An 18,384-nucleotide genomic window follows, 5' to 3' on the forward strand; every position below is an offset into this window, starting at 1 on the left:
ATCAACATCTTATTACTATTAAGATTTAATAGTAATGAGAAAATTTTAATAGTATAACAATATGAATATTCACCCTCACTATTAGCTTATTATTTACATCAGGCAATACTCACCCACAACATTACCCATAAAGTAAAGTTCGAGGTAAAACATAGGCATATTTACGTAAGAGACTACAGTTTATAAATGAAAGTAGATATTCATCAATTACAAAATTGAACTTTTGCAATTGCATGGCTTCATTTAATACGTCAAGATTATATAATCAGAAAAAGTACAGCTATAATAAATGTATCAACAAACTCATCAAATTCAATAGAAGGCAATACAAAAAACCATAAAACAGATCTTTTCTCTTTATTAATCCAAATACAATTGTTCCAATAAACGATATACCTAATATTAATGTATATAAAAATATAAATCTGACATATTGATGTCCAATACTCAATAAAATCTTATCAATAACATTCTCATTTATAAATTTATCCGAATAATCTACATCGAGTAGAAACCATGCAAGAATCAAAATTAAAATATTAACTGCAAATACTATTAAACGTATTTTCATAAACCTTACTTATGCCTTATTAAAAAATTAATTATTAACTCTATACTTTAAAAGTAAATATTTCTTTATTGATTCCCCTCTATTACAAGAAGTAACATCTTTTCAATTTAACAATTAACACACAAACAAAAACTGATTTTTATCATGAAATCTGCATATAAGTGATCATTTTATAAAACAAAATAGCTCAATATCAGTTATTTTAGCAGTAATCATAGGCATTAAACAGAATATTCAAGTGTTAAAATTCCTCAACAGTTTTAACATTTAAAAAACTTAAAATTTTAGTAGGCTTATTTTGAATACTTTGAAAATTAATATTTGTTAAACTTCAATAAAAACGCTTGTTTGGTTTCCTAAGCTTAGAATTTTTACGTACTTTCAAAGTACAAAGATTAATCGAAAAGGCTTAACGAAGCTGAACATACGCGCAAGAAAAGAAACCGGTTTATATTTATCAGAATATTAACTTATACACCCGTGTGTATATCAAATATAGGAGGAATTGTGATGAACATGAAAATGCAATCCGTAGGTTTTAAGGCAGATGAGAAGTTAGAAGCATTCATTAACCAAAAATTAAAGAAACTTGAGAAGTTGGAGAATAAGGTTACAACATACGATGTAATTTTAAATGTAGACAAGGCAAGTAACAAAGAGAATAAAGTAGTTGAGGTAAAAATGAATGTTCCAGGTAACGAATTGTTCGCCAAAAAGAAAAGCAAGACATTCGAAGAAGCAACAGATTTGGTAACTGAAGCATTAAGAAGCCAAATTCTAAGATATAAAGACAAGAGATAATCTCAAGGTTAAACCTCCGCAAAAAGCGGAGGTTTTTTTATGCCTACTCCCCTCCAAAATAAAGATTAACGTTTCTTCACATTTAATCTCACCAATTAATTGGATAATATTTCTATTTTTGGACAATTCAAAGGAGAATGAGAAATGCAAATATCCACCCCCACTAAGGACATTGATTTTGAAACCTGCTTCAAAGAGTACTACTCTCCTTTGTGCAATTATGCCTATTCTTTACTTTCTGATCAGGACTTGAGCGAAGATTTAGTACAGGAAATCTTTCTTAAAATTTGGGACAAGAAACCCAATATCAACAGTTCTATATCATCCTATCTGTATCGTGCGGTAAAAAATGCCAGTATCGATGCAATAAAGAAAAAGATGCAACAATCTATTCTTCCTATTGAAGAAATAGAGGATCCTATCGACACATCTTTCGAATTAAACCGGGAACAAAATCTTTCTGCCATTAAAATTAAGGTTGAAAAAGCAATAGACAATTTACCTCCACGCTGTCGCGAAGTATTCATCATGCGACGCAATCTAAAAATGTCATACAAGGAAATTTCAGAATCTCTAAATATTTCAAAAAAAACCATTGAAAATCAAATGAACTCTGCTATAAAAAAATTGAGAGCTCAATTGAATAAATCTGATTTACTGATTTATTTTCTATTTTCAAGAAGAAAATAACACATATCATAATCAGAAAGTTCATCACAAGCACAACTTATTTTTCAAAAAAACAAATTTTGAATAGGGGTAAATGAATTTTGGCTGTCTTACCTATAGAGTAAAGATTTACCGGGATTCTTTCGCCATCTATATTTCAAAAGAATAAATGGTGTTACTCTACAAAAAATGCAATTTAAAATTCAGGGTCATGAAAATTAATACCGAATTACTCACTGATTATTTAAATGAAACATGTAATGAACAAACAAAACAGAGGATAAAAAAATGGATAGAAAATGATCCCAAAAATATAGCATACTTCGAAGAGCTTCAATTTTACTGGGATTGCAAATCAATAAAATCTAAACAGATAGTATTCGATTCGGAAAAAGCTTTGCTTGAACTACAGAAAAAGAAGGCAGCATCAAAAAAGTTTCAAATTAGAAAACTGATGCGATATGCTGCGCTTATTGCCATATTAATTGCAACTAGTATCACTTCTTTTTTCGTATTTATTGGAGATTCAAACCTAATTTTGGTAAAGAACAATACAAATATTGATAAGGTTTTGAATTTAGAAGATGGAACAAAAATCCTACTGGCCCAGAATGGAACTATCTCTTATCCAAAGAATTTTTCAGAACATAGTAGAACTATAAAACTAACAGGAGAAGCTTTTTTCGATGTAGCAAAAGACAAAAGCAGACCTTTTATTATCACCACCAGTCTGACTAAAACAAAAGTGTTGGGTACATCATTTCGAATTTCGGAAGGCATTAGCAAAACCTCTATTACAGTTGAATCGGGAATTGTAGAATTTATGCAAGTTGATGATCCGGGGAACAAGGTTAGACTGGTGAAAGGTGATTTTGCCAATTATATTGCCAAACAAAAAGTTGTATTATTAGGCAAACACTCAAACAACAATCAGCTAAAAATTAAATACTTAGAATATGAAAATGAGAAATTAGAATTAATCTGTAATGATTTAAAAGAGCTATATAATATCAATATCAGGATAAAAGGTCATATTATCCCACAGCTTGTAATGACCGCTACTTTCGAAGATCAGGATTTAGATCATATACTTGAATCCATTTCCTTTTCCTTAGATCTTGAAATCGAAAGAAATAAAGAATACATCCTACTAAAATAATTTTAGATGAAACGAACATGAATTTTAACATTCCACAATTCATACAAAGGAATAATTAAAATTCATCGGGAGTTCCATGTAGCAAATAAAAAGAAATAATAATCACATGAAAAATATATTTCTTCCCCTTACAATACTATTCTTACTATTTGGGGCGAATACTGGTATGTCTCAATCAAAAGACACATACACTATTAAAACAAATCAGGAGAACTATGTTTTCGAAGATTTGATGAAATTAATACAGAAGCAAACAGGTTTAAATGCAAGTTATCCTGGAAATAATAACTTGGGTAAAAAGAAAGTTTACCTGGGTAAAAAATCCTATCAGCTAAGGGTAATTTTAGATAAAATAAGTCTGCAATTACAGGTAAAATACAAGATTATTGGAAAGCAAATTGCCTTTAAACAAATCCCTCCAAAAACTGTTACCATAAGTGGATACATTAAGGATGCAAATAATGGTGAAGATTTAATTGGCGCCGCTTGTTATATCAAGGAATTAAAAAAAGGAACCATAACCAATCCTTATGGATTTTATTCCTTAAGTATCCCTTCAGGTTACTATACGGTAAGCTTCTCTTTCCTGGGAACAAAAACTCAAACTCAGGTATTGGAAATAACCGATAACAAGAATATAAATATAGAATTGGCTGCTGATAATTTGCAAATTCAAGAGGTAGTAGTGCGAGGAGAAGCGGCTGCAAGTAATGTGGAAAGAGCAGAAATGAGTGTTGTTAAAATACCTGCTTCAACCATAAAAAAGTTACCCGCCTTAATGGGTGAGGTTGACCTAATTAAGGCGGTACAAATGCTTCCGGGAGTAAAACCTGCAGCTGAAGGATCTAGTGGCTTTAGCGTTCGTGGCGGAAATCCGGATCAAAACCTATTGCTTCTCGACGAAGCTCCTGTTTACAATGCCTCTCACCTACTTGGCTTTTTCTCGATATTCAATAATGATGCATTAAGCGATATGAAACTGTACAAAGGTGACATTCCTGCCAGTGTTGGAGGTAGATTGTCCTCTTTTCTGGACATAAGAATGAAAAATGGGAACAGCAAAAAATTTAGTGGCAATGGTGGCATTGGAACGGTTTCTTCAAGATTGACTTTGGAAGGACCTATCGGTAAAAATGAAAAAACTTCTTTTATGCTTTCAGGAAGAAGAAGTTATGCCGATTTGTTCTTAAAGCTATCTTCGGATGAAGATGTAAAAGACAATACTGTTTATTTCTATGACGTTAATGCGAAAATCAATCATCGATTTAATGATAAAAACAGGCTTTTTGTTTCCACTTATTTGGGAAAAGATAAATTCAAGAGTAATGAAAATGAATTAAACTATGGAAATAAAACAGTAAGCCTACGCTGGAATCATCTTTTTTCAAATAAGCTATTTTCTAATGCTACCTTCCTTTATAGTAAATACGATTACGAACTATCGAACCGATTGGGTGCTGATGCTTTTAAATGGCAATCAAACATGGAAGATTATTCAGCTAAACTGGATTTCAACTACTTTCTAAATGCCAATAACAACATCAAATTTGGTGGGATATTTACCTATCACAAATTAGAACCTGGTCATGCCTTTGGTTTGGGTGAACAATCTTTATTTTCAGATTATCGTGTAAATGAGTCCAATGCATTGGAAGAGGGATTATACATTTCAAATGAACAAAAAATTGGCGATCGCCTAACCTTAAAATACGGTTTGCGCTTTAGCATGTTCAACAATGTTGGTAAGGGCACTGTTTATGATTTTGATGAAAACTATAATGTAGTGGATTCTACTACCTACAAAAAAGGTGATATTTTTAACACCTATACCAATTGGGAACCACGATTTGGATTAAAGTATACCGTCGGACCTACTTCGTCGGTTAAGATGAGCTATTCCAGAACCACTCAATACATGCAACTGACTCAAAACTCTACTGGTGGTTTGCCATTAGATGTTTGGTTTCCTGCATCTCCAAATGTAAAACCTCAAACATCCGATCAGTTTGCAGTTGGCTATTTTAGAAACTTTCGCGACAATACTATAGAGATGTCATTAGAAGGATACTATAAAAAGATGCACAATGCAATTGATTTTAAGGATTTTGCGGATCTATTACTCAATAAACATCTGGAAGGTGAACTGAGAACAGGATCGGCGGAAGCCTATGGTTTTGAACTCACAACGAACCTTAGTTTTAACCGATTACAAGGTTGGATTGGATATACTTGGTCTAGAACAAAAAGAACAATGGAAGGCATTAACAATGGTCAATCCTATCGCTCACCTTATGATGTGCCACACAATATTAAAGCAGCTTTAAGCTATAAGCTCACAAAAAGAACAACTGTATCGGCGAATTTCACTTATTCTACTGGATCTCCTGTAACCTATCCAGTTGGGCGCGCCGAATATCAGGGAGCATTAATCAAAATATATTCTGATAGAAATTCATATCGAATGCCAGACAATCATCGATTGGATTTAGCTGTAACCTTAAAAGGCAAAAAGAAACCTGGTCGCAAGTGGGAAGGAGAATGGAACTTCTCTCTTTACAATGCTTATGGTAGAAAAAATCCATGGTATATTAGCTTTACTCAAGATGATGACAATCCGAACGTGATGAAGGCTGAGAAAACGTATTTGTTCACATTTGTACCATCCATTACTTATAACTTTAAATTCTAAAATCATGCAAATATATTTTAAGAACATGATCTTACATTTCTGCTCCTATAAAAATCATATAAAGCCAATATATTTATTATTACTAAGCTTTTTATTGGTTTGCTGTACCGAAGAAATCAATGTTGATGTTGATAGTGGCGAAACCAAATTATCTATTGAGGCAACTCTTACTTCCGATTTTAAGAAACACTTTGTGATACTTAAAGAGTCAAGTGATGTTTTCTATAATGAAGAAGCACCGTCGGTAGCCAATGCAACAATTAATGTAAGCAATGGAAATACTAATTATAATTACCTGGAAACAAAACCGGGTTATTATGAAAGTGAATTGGAATTTGCGGGTGAACCAGGAAAAACTTATTCTTTGTCAATCACAAATGTAGATATCAATAAGGATGGAACCATGGAAGAGTATGTTGCGCATTCTACTATGAAGCAGCCATATAAAGTTGATTATATCGAAATGAATTTTGATCCGGATTACGAATCGGAACGTGGAAGAGATGATGATGATAACGGAGCTTTCTGGTTGGTTTCATTATATATGCAAGATAATATTGAAACTGAAGATTACTATGGATTTGCCTGTAGAATAAATGATGTATTGGTACATGATACCATTACAGAAGTTTTAGTACAAGAGGATACCTACTTTAATGGAGAAAAAACAAAAGGTAGTAATGTAGGTGAATTTAATCAATATAAACCTGATGAGATTCTCCAAAATATGGATAAAATCACATTAGAGACTTATGCTATTGATGAAGGATATTATGATTTTGTGAATCAATTACAAGAAATGGATCAAGGGCAAAGTATGTTCTCTGGTCCTCCAGGTAATATCACATCAAACATCACAAATAATGCAATTGGCTATTTTGCGGTCTATTCCATAACGCGAACATCAGTCATTCACAAAACAGACTAATATACAGAAAGAGGCTTCTCTTGCATGGCAAGATGGAAGCCTCTTTTTTATTCTTTAAATCCAATATCATGATGAGAGCCATCACAAAATGGTTTATTTTTTGACGAACCGCACCTACAAAAATAACAAGCCTCATCAAAAGCCTCCCTTTTGCCATCCGCTCCTATAACGGTCATTGGACCTTCAACCATTAGAGGACCATCTTTTAATACTTCCACCTTTTTACCTGTTTCCAGAGCCTTTGTGGGACCTTTATTAGCCTCACCTGTATCAGGAGAATTCATATAAAAAGATAAAGCCCGGGAAGGACATTTTTGAACCTGTTTCATGATTTCTTCAGTTTCGCCACCACTCATTTTAATCCATGGACGCGTGCCAGGTTGAAAAACCTGAGGTAAACCTTTAAAACATGCACCTGAATGAATGCACAATTCAGAGTCGTAAACTACCGTAACTTCTCCATTCGAATATTCTTTTTTGGTATTCTTCATAGCTAAGCATTTTTCAAATTAAAAGCATATCATATAATTTACTACATTTTTAAAACTTATGCAGAAAATATTTACAATTGGCATAAAAAATCTTAACTAGACAAAACACTCATCCTGAACCTACTGCAATCAAAGGGAAAATCAGCAATTATAAAATGTAATAATTAGCTCCACAAAGAACTTGCAGATAAGAAAAAATGTTCTACTTTTGTCGAAGACTTTTGAAAAGGCAAACATACAGACTTGCCGAAAACACACGGGTGTAGCTCAGTTGGCAGAGCACTGGTCTCCAAAACCAGGTGTCGGGAGTTCGAGTCTCTCCTCCCGTGCTAAGAAACCTTTCTATTTATTTAGGAAGGTTTTTTTATATCCAATAATTTCTACTTTAATGCAAAAAAAACGCACCACAGTATTCAACCATGATGCGTTTAATATTTTAAATAGATCCTTCAATTTTGCTCAGAATCCTATTTTATCTCTTTTGTTAAGCCATTATAATAGCTGCATATCATACAGTTTCTTATAAGCTCCATTTTTCTCAATTAATTCATCATGCTTTCCACGTTCAACAATTTCACCTTCGTGAAATACACAAATTAAATCGGCATTCTTAACTGTTGACAAACGGTGAGCAATTACTAGTGAAGTTCTGTTCTGCATCAATTTGTCCAAAGCATCCTGAACTAATCTTTCAGATTCGGTATCTAAAGCTGAAGTAGCTTCATCCAAAATCATAATAGGAGGATTTTTAAGCACCGCTCTTGCAATACTCAAGCGCTGACGCTGACCACCGGAAAGCTTACCTCCACGGTCACCAATATTGGTATCATAACCATCTTCAGTGGCTGTAATAAAGTCATGAGCATTGGCAATTTTCGCAGCTTCAATTACATCTTCCATTGTTGCATTTTCAACACCAAAAGCAATATTATTAAAGATTGTATCATTAAATAGAATCGATTCCTGATTTACATTTCCCATCAGGTTTCTCAAATCCTTCATTTTGTAATCGCGAATGTCAACACCATCTACATTGATACTTCCTTCGTTTACATCATAAAATCGAGGCAATAAATCTACAAAAGTGGTTTTACCTGAACCTGATTGACCTACCAAAGCAACCGTTTTTCCTTTAGGTATTTCCAGCTCGACATTTTTCAATACTTGTCTTTCGCCATTGTATGAGAAGCTTACATTCTTATATTCAATTGCATTCTCAAATTTTTCAACTTGCTTGGCATCATCTTTATCTACAATAGTTGATTCTGCATTTAGTACCTGATCAATTCGATCCATGGCTGCCAAACCTTTCTGTATACTATAATAAGCTTTAGAGAACGCCTTTGCAGGATTAATGATAGAATAAAATACAACCAAATAAGTGATAAAGTCAGCACCATTCATGTTCCCTTCACCATTAATGATCAAACGACCACCATACCAAAGAACAATTACGATAACCACAGTTCCTAAAAACTCACTAACCGGATGAGCCAAAACTCTTCTTCTCATCAATGAATTCATTGTTCTACGGTAATCATTATTTTCATCAACAAATTTTTCAGTAACCTTTTTCTCTGCAGTAAATGCTTTAATAATTCTCAATCCTGAAAGCGTTTCTTCAATGGTTGAAAGAAGATCTGCCATCAAATTCTGTCCTTTTCGAGATCTGCCTTTCAAAGTTCTACCAATTCGTCCAATAATAGTTCCTGCAATAGGTAAAAGTACGAACACAAACAAAGTCATTTGCGGACTCATCTTAATCATTACAACCAAAGAAACGATTATTATAATCGGATTTTTAATGAACATATCCAATGAGTTCATAATCGAATTCTCAACTTCCTGAACATCACCTGTTGATCTGGCAATAATATCCCCCTTCTTTTCATCTGTAAAAAATGGGATAGGCAGACTTACTATTTTATCATAGATTTTAACTCTTAAATCACGAACAACAGCATTTCGAATATTCACAACATGATAAGATCCAAAATAAGTAAAACCAACTTTAAGAAAAACTGCTATTATTAAAACTATACCAACAAAAATAAGTGCTGAATCAGCACCGTATTCATTCTTCATTTGGGTAGTATAATAATAGAAATTGTGATATAATGCACTTGAACTAAATTCCCACGGAACCACAGTATTAATTGGCTCTGCCTCATCAAAAAGAATTTCTAAAATTGGTTTTAACATTACAAAGGAGAATACGCCAAAAATAGCGCCCAATAAATTGTAAATAAAACTCAGAAGTAAATCCCCTTTATAAGGAGGCAAAAAGCGCTTAAGTATACCAAAAAAATCTTTCATTAATGATTAAATATGTGAAACAAAATCATTGAGAAAACCGCAATTCTCCCAATAAAAATAGGCTGTAAAAGTACAACTCTTACAGCCTAAAAACAAGGTATTAACAATTATTAATGTTTTCTATATTCCTGTATAATTATCAGGACTAATTGTCTTTAATTGAGCTTTTAAATCATCGCTAATTTCAAGAGTATCTATAAATGCAGCAATACTATCCTGAGTAACGTGAGTATTTGTTCTTGTTAAAGCTTTTAGTGCTTCGTAAGGGTTTGGATATCCTTCGCGACGAAGAATTGTTTGAACTGCTTCAGCAACTACTGCCCAGTTCGCTTCCAAATCAGCTTCGAAAGCTTCTTTTGAAATAATCAGCTTATCTAAACCTTTTAATAAAGATTTAAATGCGATAATGGTATGGGCAAATGGTACACCAATATTTCTCAAAACAGTAGAATCAGTAAGGTCACGCTGCAAACGAGAAACTGGCAATTTGGTAGCCAAATGTTCGAATGTTGCATTCGCTAAACCAAGGTTTCCTTCCGAGTTTTCAAAATCGATAGGATTTACTTTATGAGGCATTGCTGATGATCCAACTTCACCTTTTTTAATTTTCTGTTTGAAGTAATTCATAGAAATATACGTCCAGAAATCACGGTTCAAGTCAACCAAAATGGTATTGATACGCTTCAAGTTATCGAAGATCGCACCCATATTATCGTAGTTAGAGATCTGAGTAGTTAACTCTTCTCTTTCTAATTTTAGAATGTCATTCACAAAGTGATTCCCAAACTCTTTCCAATCCACTTCTGGATATGCTACGTGATGTGCATTAAAGTTACCTGTTGCTCCACCAAATTTAGCTGAACAAGGTATACTCTTCAATAAATCCAATTGTCTTTTTAAACGGTAAACATACACTTGAATTTCTTTACCCAAACGAGTTGGAGAAGCTGGTTGTCCGTGCGTACGAGCCAACATTGCGATCTCTTTCCAATCATCAGAAAGGCTTTCTAATTTTCCTATTAATTGGTCCAATAGTGGATAATACACATCGTGCACTGCATCACGCAAAGAATATGGTGTGGCAGTATTATTAATATCCTGAGAAGTTAATCCGAAGTGGATAAATTCTTTGTATGGCTGAAGATTTAAAGCATCGAATTTCTCTTTAATGAAATATTCAACTGCTTTTACATCATGATTTGTTACACTTTCAATGTCTTTAACTTTTTGAGCATCTTCTACCGTAAAATCAAGGTAAATGCTACGCAAATCAGTAAATAGATCATTGTTAAAATCTTTCAACTGAGGAAGAGGTACTTCGCAAAGTGCAATAAAATATTCTACTTCAACCAACACTCTGTAACGCACCAAGGCATACTCCGAAAAATACTCTCCTAGTGCATCAACTTTGTTACGGTAACGCCCGTCAACCGGCGAAATTGCTGTCAAACTTTGCATTTCAAAAAAATTAAATGTCAATAATGGTTATTTAGAGCCACAAAGGTAGTTATTTGAGATGACTCACAAAAGCATTCATTAATTAGATTTAAGAAGTTAAAACACCCACTTACAAATCATAAATAAGCAAACGGGGAAATCATTTTAGCTTGTAGCTTGTAACATTAAATACTATTTTTGTTTACATACACACAAACAAAGTTATCTAGTATGAAACTGATCAAAGATTTTGGATTTGGCTTACGCACCTATTCAGAAGCCATGCATTACATATTTCGAAAAAAATTAGCCTGGTTTTTTATATTCCCTTTGCTACTCAACATCTTACTTTTTTGGTTTGGATGGGAGTATATTGGTAATTTATCGGAGCAATCCAGAGTATTTCTTGAAAATTGGATAGATCTTGAAAATGCAGATTTTTGGGGTTCTGGCTTCCTACGCGCAACCATAGGTGGCTTTATTTGGATAGTCTTTAAAATCTTATTCTTTCTGATATTCGCCTATTTTGGCGGATATATCATCATTATTCTCATGTCTCCGGTATTTTCCTATTTATCGGAACGGACCGAAAAAATTAAAACAGGAAACGATTATCCATTCCAATTTAAACAGTTTGTGCGCGATATCATTCGAGGTATATTCATTGCTGTTAGAAATTTATGCATAGAACTATTGCTTACAGTATTAATGTTCATTCTAAGTTTTATTCCAATTATAGGTTGGGCTGCTGCAATCTTTTTGTTTTTTATATCGGCATATTTTTATGGTTTTTCATTTATGGATTACGCCATTGAACGCAAAAAATTAAATATTACTCAAAGTGTCCAATTCATGAGAGAAAATAAAGGAATTGTTATTGCTAACGGCTTTGTGTTCTCCTTGTGTTTAATAGTTCCATTCTGTGGCGTTTCCTTCTCGAGCTTTGCCGCTGTAATTTCTGTTGTTGCAGGAACATTGGCTGTAGACGAAATTTGGGAAAAGGAAAACCGAGAATAAACACATCATCTTTAATTTTGTTATCTTAGATATAGATTAATAATAAATATATGAAACTGCACAAACTACTTCTTCCTCTACTGGCAATTCTTTTAAGCCTGAATCTTTATGCTCAGGATACCATTATTGATAGTACGGAAAATTCGAATAATAAAGTTGTATATAAATTCGATATTAAACGTGAAATAGGACCTGCTGCATGGCGTCAAACCAAGGATGCTTTTGAAGAAGCAAATGAATTAAATGCAGATTTGATTCTAATTCATATGAATACATACGGTGGAATGGTCATTCATGCAGATTCCATAAGAACTGCCATTTTGAATAGTGAAATTCCGGTTTATGTTTTTATCGATAACAATGCGGCATCGGCTGGTGCTTTAATTTCAATTGCTTGTGATAGTATTTACATGCGAACCGGTGCAAATATTGGAGCTGCTACTGTAGTCAATCAAACAGGAGAAGCAATGCCTGACAAATACCAGTCTTACATGCGTTCTACTATGCGTGCCACTGCAGAGTCTCACGGAAAAGATACCATTATTCAAAAAGGTGATACCATATACAAATGGCACAGAGATCCGTTAATCGCTGAAGCTATGGTTGATCCGAGAACCTATATTGAAAATGTAATTGATACGGGTAAAGTACTAACTTTCACTCCTGACGAAGCTATTAAAAATGGATATTGCGAAGGAATTGCCAATAACGTAAAAGAGGTATTGGAAACCGCTGGAATAAAAGAATATACTCTCAAAAGCTATAAACCGTCAGGAATTGAAAAGGTAGTTGATTTCATGATTAATCCGGTTCTACAAGGAATACTTATCATGATTATAATTGGAGGAATCTATTTTGAATTGCAGACTCCTGGCATAGGATTTCCAATTCTTGCATCGGCTGTTGCTGCTGTCTTATACTTCTCTCCTCTTTATCTGGAAGGAATGGCTGAAAACTGGGAAATTATTCTTTTTGGAGTCGGCATTGCCTTACTTGCGGTGGAAATATTTGCAATACCCGGCTTTGGTGTAGCCGGAGTTTCAGGTATCATATGCATTATCACCGGACTGACTCTTAGTATGGTTGATAATGTCGCATTTGACTTTGAACCTCGTCATATTAAAGCCATAATATCAGCTTTACTCCTGGTTATATTCTCAATGCTGGCATCTGTTCTTGGCTCAATTTATCTAACACAAAAATTTGTTTCTTCCAACTCATTCCTTGGACAAATAGCATTAAGCGCAGTTGAAAATGCCGAAGATGGATATGTAGGTGTAGATATGGCAGCGAAAGAGATGGTTGGTAAAAAAGGTGTTGCAATGAGTGTATTGCGTCCATCAGGTAAGGTTATAATTGACAATCAGATTTACGATGCAAAATCAGAAGATGGGTTTATTGATAAAGACACAATTGTAAAAGTTATTCGATTTGAAACAGGACAAGTATACGTGATAACAGAAGAACAAGATGAATAAAATCAGACTTAGATCTTATGAAGTTAATGATTTCACTTCCGTGATAGAACTTTGGAAATTGATTGGCTTGACTGATGCTGAAAGAAATGATTCAGCCATTACCATCGAAAGAAGTTTAAAATATGGAGGAAAATTCTGGATACTTGAAGATTTAAACTCTGAAGAACTTATTGGCACTTGTTGGCTTACCAATGATTCCAGAAGACTTTATTTACACCATCTGGGCATACATCCAAATTATCAGCAAAAAGGATATGGCAGATTTCTTTCGGAGAAGGCTTTAGAATATGCAAAAAAAATTAACATGCAAATAAAACTTGAAGTTCATGCCAACAACAAATTTGCAATTAAATTATATGAAAATTTAGGCTTTCATTATCTTGAAAAGTATGGAGTTATGATTAAGCGAAAGCACTAAAAGAAGGAAAAAGAAGTATGATGGATTTTTTAAATCAACTTATAACAGAGACGGAAATTACTAGCAAAACTATTCTATTCAGACTGTTCCTGAGTTTTGTGGTTGGTGCTATAATTGGAATAGAAAGAGAAACACACAAACAACCTGCTGGCTTAAGAACTCATATTCTCATCTGTATGGGTTCGACTTTAATCATGTTACTTTCGATCTTTATTCCGCAAACTTTTCAGAACTTTCAAAATGGTGATCCTTCCCGAATAGCTGCTCAAGTAGTTTCAGGAATTGGTTTTTTAGGTGCCGGCGCCATCATGAAATTTGGAGTTAGCGTTAAAGGTTTGACTACTGCAGCATCTATATGGGTAATAGCAGCATTAGGATTAACCATTGGAGCAGGAATGTATACCGGTGTTATTTGGGGAACAGCAATTCTACTTGTAGCTCTTGTTCTTCTTGATATTATAGAGAAAAGATTATTCCCCAGTAAGTTTATAAAACGTTTAAACATTTATACAAAAGGCAGTAAGGTATCTCAAGAAGATTTTATGCCTATCCTGAAAAAACATAAAATATCCTTACGAACCATTGATTTAGAAAACTCTTTCGAGGAGGATAAACTCAACTACTATCTTACCATACAAATTTCAGAAACTGTCAATTTGCAAGAGTTAACCACTGATTTAAATAGTATATCAGAAATTAAAAGAGTAAAATTGCAGCAAATTTTATAAGACCTAAGATCATTAAGCAATCGTATTTCTATTAAGGTCTTTAAAACACCATACCACATGAAACTAATATCGGATAAGGGCTTGATTGACTTTGTAAAGCTGGATGAAATAACTAGGAAACCAAAACTATTTGCTAAAGATGACGGCAATTTTTGGAAAGATCCCTATATCTCGGAACACATTCTGTATGCGCATTTGAATGATGAAACCGACGAAGGATCACGAAAATACGATACAGTTATTCAATCCGTTAAATGGTTAAGCACTTACCTAAATCTTCCTGAAAATAGCAAATTACTTGATCTGGGTTGTGGTCCTGGGTTGTATAGCGAAAACTTCTTTGGTCAGGGATTTGATGTTACTGGAATCGACATCAATCCAAATTCAATTGAATACGCCAAAAATCAAGCTAAAGAATGCGGTTATCCAATCGAATACAAATGCCAAAACTATTTGGATATTGATTTCGAAAACAAATTTGATGTGATAACTCTGATTTATGGTGATTTGTGTGTTCTATCGCATCAAGATAGAGATTTACTCCTTACAAAAGTAAAGAAAGCACTAAAGCCAAACGGTTATTTAATATGTGATGTATTCACCAAATACTATTTTAAAAATCAGGAAAACAAACAAGAATGGTATGTTAGTGGTGAAGAGGGATTTTGGACTGAAGAGGAGCATTTATTGCTTCAATCTCATTACAAATACAAAAAAGAGAAAGTCAGATTAGACAAATATACCATCATTCAAAAAGATGGTACGGTGAAAACCCATCACATTTGGAAACACTATTTCAATAACAAAAGAGCAATTTCAATGATGGAACAACATGACTTCTCCGTAAAGGAATACTGGTCGAATTTACAAGGAAAGCCATTCGAAAAAAAGAGCCCATGGATTGGAATGATCGCACAAAAAAACTAAGAAGTAGCACAATGGAATTGGGGTATTTTTCAATATTGATTTTGGTATAAAAAAGAAAAGTCTATTGATATCAATTTATCAATAGACTTTTTCTGTAAGTAATATTTAACTTTAATCTTTATACATCTTCTCGATAAGATGTTTGTATTTTTCTTGAATTACCTTACGTTTTAACTTCAGTGTAGAAGTAATTTCTCCTGCTTCAATTGTAAATTCTTTTGGCAATAAAGTAAACTTCTTCACCTTTTCGAATCTTGAAAATTCCTCTTGTAATTTTTCAAATCGCTTCTCGAAAAACTCAATTATTTGAGAGTTTGACAATAATTCTTCTATCGAATTAAATACAATATTGTGTTGCATTGCATACGCCTGTAATGGTCCTAAAGCAGGAACTGCAAGAGCTGTTACAAATTGTCTGCAATCACCAATAACTGCAATCTGTTCAATAAACTGATCATTAATCAAGGTCGTTTCAATCTTCTGAGGAGCAATGTATTTTCCGCCAGAAGTTTTCATTAAATCCTTTATTCTATCGGTTATCACAAGACAACCATTTTCGTCAATTTTACCAGCGTCACCAGTACGAAACCAGCCATCTTTCATTACTTCGGCAGTAGCTTCTGGTTTTTTGTAATAACCTCGCATTACACCAGGACCTTTAACTAAAATTTCATCATTTTCACCAATTTTAATCTCGGTTCCAATAATAGTTCGTCCGGTTGTGTTATAGTCTATATTTGTATCTCCATACAAGCAAACCGTAGCCATGGTTTCTGTCAAACCATATCCCATTTTAACATTCAAGCCAGTTGCATGGAAAAATTCTAAAATTTCTTTTGACAATGGTGCTCCACCACAAGGCATAAAGTTAATACGTCCACCAAAAATTCCTCTTAATTTACTCAACACTAACTTATCTGCAAGTTTGTGTTTCATATTTAAAATAGCAGGAGAGTTTTTTCCCTGTCTTTTATGATGATTGTAATATTTTTCGCCAACACTTACCGCCCAACTCATTAGTGCGCGCTTTACTGGCGAAGCTTCTTGAGATTTCTCCTGAATAGCAGAATAAATTTTCTCGTAAATACGAGGAACTGTACACATTACAGTTGGCTTTACCTCTTTCATCACCTCGCCAATTTGCTTTGGATCACGATTAAAGTAAACCTCTATTCCACGATGAAAACAGTAAAAACACCAACCACGCTCATACACATGACTTAAAGGAAGAAAACTAAGTGAGACATCCTTTTCCGAAATGTTCAGTTCCTTATCATGTGAAACCAAGACACTAGAAATGTTCTTGTGATCGATCATCACACCCTTAGGCTCTCCGGTAGTTCCCGATGTATAAATCAAGGTTGCCAAATCATCAAACTCACCTCTCGAAAATCGATCTTCGAACTCATGTCCCACTCCTGAGTTTTGTCCGTAAATCAGAAATTCATCCCAATACATTGATCTGTCGTGATCAGAAAGCTTTGTTTTCTTATCGAAAACAACCACCATTTTCACGTGAGAAACCTCTTTAATAAGTTCCATTGCACGATCATATTGTTCCTGCTCACCAACAAAAATGACTTGAGCTTCGGAATCTTCAACAATATATTTGGCTTCGCTTGTAGAGTTTGTAGGATAGATTGGAACGGTAACTCCACGAACACTCATAATAGCTAAATCCGCAGTGATCCATTCAGGCATGTTTTGTGAGAATATAGCAACTGATTGCTTCTCGTCAACACCCAATTTTATAAGAGCTTTTGATATTTGGCGAATTTGTAACCCAAATTCATTCCAGCTTACACCAACCCAGTTATCATTCTCTTCATCTTTATAGCGCATAGCTATTCGCTCTCCGAACTTCTCAATTCTGTTGCGAATCAACTTGCCCCAATGTTGATACTCCATAAAAGTATTTTAGTTGTAAATCCTAGCAAAGATAATGATGTTTCACTGATTTGAAAGGTTTTCGCTGCAGCATTGGTAGCTGCAAACAGTTAAACCTTGTTAAATCACAACATAACACAACTCTCAATAGGATTAGAACATCTTATCTATCAATAGATTACGAAAAACGCTCATCAACCTATGTCGATGAGCGCTCTTTATATCCTAAATACGGAATAAATCCGATAATTAAATCTATTTTACATGGAAATCCAGCATTTTTTCACCTTCCAATTCTGCCACCAAATGATCGCCAATTTTAACAGGTCCCACTCCTTCTGGTGTTCCAGTATAAATCATATCGCCAATTTTTAGTGTGAAAAATTGCGACAAGTAAGAGATCAAGTAATCCACAGAAAAGATCATATTGGTAGAATTACCTGTTTGTACTCTCTCTCCATTGATATCTAAATTAAAGTTTAAGTTCCCAACTGATTTGAATCTATTTTTAGGAATAAACTTACTAATAGGCGCTGCACCATCGAATGCTTTCGCTTTTTCCCAAGGCAAGCCTTTCTTTTTACACTCAGCTTGAATATCGCGAGCCGTAAAATCAATTCCTAAGGCTACTTCTTCGTAATATCTGTGAGCAAACTCTATTGGAATATTCTTTCCTACCCTGTTAATTTTTATTACCAGTTCCAATTCATGATGAATATCTTTCGAAAAATCAGGATAATAGAAATCATTATTATTTTTCAATAAAGCTGAATCGGGCATAGAAAAAACCACTGGTTCCTGAGGTACCGGATTGTTCAATTCTTTTGCATGATTCACGTAATTTCGTCCAATTGCTAAAATCTTCATA

Annotated in this window: 16 protein-coding genes, 1 tRNA gene and 1 pseudogene; 12 read left to right on the top strand and 6 right to left on the bottom strand. The window is 33.9% G+C overall.

Annotated features, from left to right (window positions below; all coding sequences use genetic code 11):
* Positions 1–280: 280 nt before the first annotated feature.
* Positions 281–571 (bottom strand): hypothetical protein, encoded by a 291-nt coding sequence (locus GCQ56_RS09505; protein ID WP_152734239.1) that lies wholly within the window; start codon positions 569–571, stop codon positions 281–283.
* A 480-nt stretch (positions 572–1,051) separates the two neighbouring features.
* Here GCQ56_RS09505 and hpf point away from each other — a divergent pair, with 480 nt between their 5' ends.
* The 5 genes from hpf (at position 1,052) to GCQ56_RS09530 (ending at position 6,817) form a co-directional block, all read left to right on the top strand.
* On the top strand, positions 1,052–1,372 hold the full coding sequence (gene hpf / locus GCQ56_RS09510) for a ribosome hibernation-promoting factor, HPF/YfiA family (RefSeq protein WP_299993572.1): 321 nt from the start codon (positions 1,052–1,054) through the stop codon (positions 1,370–1,372).
* 144 nt (positions 1,373–1,516) lie between these two features.
* On the top strand, positions 1,517–2,062 hold the full coding sequence (locus tag GCQ56_RS09515; RefSeq protein ID WP_152734240.1) for an RNA polymerase sigma-70 factor: 546 nt from the start codon (positions 1,517–1,519) through the stop codon (positions 2,060–2,062).
* A gap of 190 nt (positions 2,063–2,252) precedes the next feature.
* Positions 2,253–3,200: a FecR family protein gene (locus GCQ56_RS09520; protein ID WP_193323760.1), complete on the top strand. Its 948-nt coding sequence runs from the start codon at positions 2,253–2,255 to the stop codon at positions 3,198–3,200.
* Between the two features lie 106 nt (positions 3,201–3,306).
* Positions 3,307–5,889, top strand: a complete 2,583-nt coding sequence (locus tag GCQ56_RS09525) for a TonB-dependent receptor (protein ID WP_227006042.1) — start codon at positions 3,307–3,309, stop codon at positions 5,887–5,889.
* A gap of 4 nt (positions 5,890–5,893) precedes the next feature.
* The gene (locus tag GCQ56_RS09530) at positions 5,894–6,817 is read left to right on the top strand and encodes a DUF4249 domain-containing protein (RefSeq protein ID WP_152734242.1); all 924 of its coding nucleotides are present in this window, start codon (positions 5,894–5,896) and stop codon (positions 6,815–6,817) included.
* Between the two features lie 47 nt (positions 6,818–6,864).
* On the opposite strand, the gene GCQ56_RS09535 is transcribed toward GCQ56_RS09530, so the two are convergent.
* Entirely contained in the window at positions 6,865–7,308 is a 444-nt protein-coding gene (locus tag GCQ56_RS09535) for a (4Fe-4S)-binding protein (RefSeq protein ID WP_152734243.1), read from the bottom strand.
* 256 nt (positions 7,309–7,564) lie between these two features.
* Here GCQ56_RS09535 and GCQ56_RS09540 point away from each other — a divergent pair.
* A tRNA-Trp gene (locus tag GCQ56_RS09540) sits at positions 7,565–7,637 on the top strand.
* A gap of 163 nt (positions 7,638–7,800) precedes the next feature.
* Here the strand turns inward: GCQ56_RS09540 and GCQ56_RS09545 are convergent.
* Entirely contained in the window at positions 7,801–9,624 is a 1,824-nt protein-coding gene (locus GCQ56_RS09545; RefSeq protein WP_152734244.1) for an ABC transporter ATP-binding protein, read from the bottom strand.
* A gap of 120 nt (positions 9,625–9,744) precedes the next feature.
* Positions 9,745–11,082 carry an adenylosuccinate lyase gene (gene purB, locus GCQ56_RS09550; protein ID WP_152734245.1) on the bottom strand — a complete coding sequence of 446 codons (1,338 nt, stop codon included), beginning with the start codon at positions 11,080–11,082 and terminating at the stop codon, positions 9,745–9,747.
* A gap of 210 nt (positions 11,083–11,292) precedes the next feature.
* Here purB and GCQ56_RS09555 point away from each other — a divergent pair, with 210 nt between their 5' ends.
* The 6 genes and pseudogenes from GCQ56_RS09555 to GCQ56_RS09575 all read left to right on the top strand — a co-directional run bounded on the left by GCQ56_RS09555 (position 11,293) and on the right by GCQ56_RS09575 (position 15,629).
* The gene (locus GCQ56_RS09555; RefSeq protein WP_152734246.1) at positions 11,293–12,078 is read left to right on the top strand and encodes an EI24 domain-containing protein; all 786 of its coding nucleotides are present in this window, start codon (positions 11,293–11,295) and stop codon (positions 12,076–12,078) included.
* Positions 12,079–12,128: 50 nt separating this feature from the next.
* Positions 12,129–12,506: pseudogene (locus GCQ56_RS20760) on the top strand (SDH family Clp fold serine proteinase); the annotation flags it as partial.
* 171 nt (positions 12,507–12,677) lie between these two features.
* Positions 12,678–13,556 carry a nodulation protein NfeD gene (locus GCQ56_RS20765; RefSeq protein WP_370452666.1) on the top strand — a complete coding sequence of 293 codons (879 nt, stop codon included), beginning with the start codon at positions 12,678–12,680 and terminating at the stop codon, positions 13,554–13,556.
* Positions 13,549–13,974: an N-acetyltransferase gene (locus GCQ56_RS09565; RefSeq protein WP_152734248.1), complete on the top strand. Its 426-nt coding sequence runs from the start codon at positions 13,549–13,551 to the stop codon at positions 13,972–13,974. The genes GCQ56_RS20765 and GCQ56_RS09565 overlap by 8 nt, the downstream gene beginning before the upstream one ends.
* A 17-nt stretch (positions 13,975–13,991) precedes the next feature.
* Complete coding sequence (locus GCQ56_RS09570; RefSeq protein WP_227006043.1) at positions 13,992–14,702, top strand: MgtC/SapB family protein; 711 nt, start codon at positions 13,992–13,994, stop codon at positions 14,700–14,702.
* A gap of 57 nt (positions 14,703–14,759) precedes the next feature.
* A complete protein-coding gene (locus GCQ56_RS09575; protein ID WP_152734249.1) occupies positions 14,760–15,629 on the top strand; it encodes a bifunctional 2-polyprenyl-6-hydroxyphenol methylase/3-demethylubiquinol 3-O-methyltransferase UbiG in 870 nt (289 codons plus the stop codon).
* Between the two features lie 111 nt (positions 15,630–15,740).
* Here the strand turns inward: GCQ56_RS09575 and GCQ56_RS09580 are convergent, their stop codons facing one another.
* Together GCQ56_RS09580 and GCQ56_RS09585 are read right to left on the bottom strand one after the other, a co-directional pair.
* Positions 15,741–17,537, bottom strand: a complete 1,797-nt coding sequence (locus tag GCQ56_RS09580; RefSeq protein WP_152734250.1) for a long-chain fatty acid--CoA ligase — start codon at positions 17,535–17,537, stop codon at positions 15,741–15,743.
* 234 nt (positions 17,538–17,771) lie between these two features.
* Positions 17,772–18,383, bottom strand: a complete 612-nt coding sequence (locus GCQ56_RS09585; protein ID WP_152734251.1) for a fumarylacetoacetate hydrolase family protein — start codon at positions 18,381–18,383, stop codon at positions 17,772–17,774.
* Position 18,384 lies beyond the last annotated feature (1 nt).

This window comes from Marinifilum sp. N1E240 (assembly GCF_009295825.1).
Taxonomy (GTDB): domain Bacteria; phylum Bacteroidota; class Bacteroidia; order Bacteroidales; family Marinifilaceae; genus Marinifilum_A; species Marinifilum_A sediminis.

What these genes read in the sequence shown, in the direction of transcription:
- GCQ56_RS09515 (WP_152734240.1), top strand. Translation starts at nt 1,517, where the DNA reads ATGCAAATATCCACCCCCACTAAGGACATTGATTTTGAAACCTGCTTC.
- GCQ56_RS09505 (WP_152734239.1), bottom strand. Translation starts at nt 571, where the DNA reads ATGAAAATACGTTTAATAGTATTTGCAGTTAATATTTTAATTTTGATT.
- GCQ56_RS09565 (WP_152734248.1), top strand. Translation starts at nt 13,549, where the DNA reads ATGAATAAAATCAGACTTAGATCTTATGAAGTTAATGATTTCACTTCC.
- GCQ56_RS09555 (WP_152734246.1), top strand. Translation starts at nt 11,293, where the DNA reads ATGAAACTGATCAAAGATTTTGGATTTGGCTTACGCACCTATTCAGAA.
- GCQ56_RS09530 (WP_152734242.1), top strand. Translation starts at nt 5,894, where the DNA reads ATGCAAATATATTTTAAGAACATGATCTTACATTTCTGCTCCTATAAA.
- GCQ56_RS20765 (WP_370452666.1), top strand. Translation starts at nt 12,678, where the DNA reads ATGGTTGATCCGAGAACCTATATTGAAAATGTAATTGATACGGGTAAA.
- GCQ56_RS09525 (WP_227006042.1), top strand. Translation starts at nt 3,307, where the DNA reads ATGAAAAATATATTTCTTCCCCTTACAATACTATTCTTACTATTTGGG.
- GCQ56_RS09575 (WP_152734249.1), top strand. Translation starts at nt 14,760, where the DNA reads ATGAAACTAATATCGGATAAGGGCTTGATTGACTTTGTAAAGCTGGAT.
- GCQ56_RS09585 (WP_152734251.1), bottom strand. Translation starts at nt 18,383, where the DNA reads ATGAAGATTTTAGCAATTGGACGAAATTACGTGAATCATGCAAAAGAA.
- GCQ56_RS09520 (WP_193323760.1), top strand. Translation starts at nt 2,253, where the DNA reads ATGAAAATTAATACCGAATTACTCACTGATTATTTAAATGAAACATGT.
- GCQ56_RS09535 (WP_152734243.1), bottom strand. Translation starts at nt 7,308, where the DNA reads ATGAAGAATACCAAAAAAGAATATTCGAATGGAGAAGTTACGGTAGTT.
- GCQ56_RS09580 (WP_152734250.1), bottom strand. Translation starts at nt 17,537, where the DNA reads ATGGAGTATCAACATTGGGGCAAGTTGATTCGCAACAGAATTGAGAAG.
- purB (WP_152734245.1), bottom strand. Translation starts at nt 11,082, where the DNA reads ATGCAAAGTTTGACAGCAATTTCGCCGGTTGACGGGCGTTACCGTAAC.
- GCQ56_RS09570 (WP_227006043.1), top strand. Translation starts at nt 13,992, where the DNA reads ATGATGGATTTTTTAAATCAACTTATAACAGAGACGGAAATTACTAGC.
- GCQ56_RS09545 (WP_152734244.1), bottom strand. Translation starts at nt 9,624, where the DNA reads ATGAAAGATTTTTTTGGTATACTTAAGCGCTTTTTGCCTCCTTATAAA.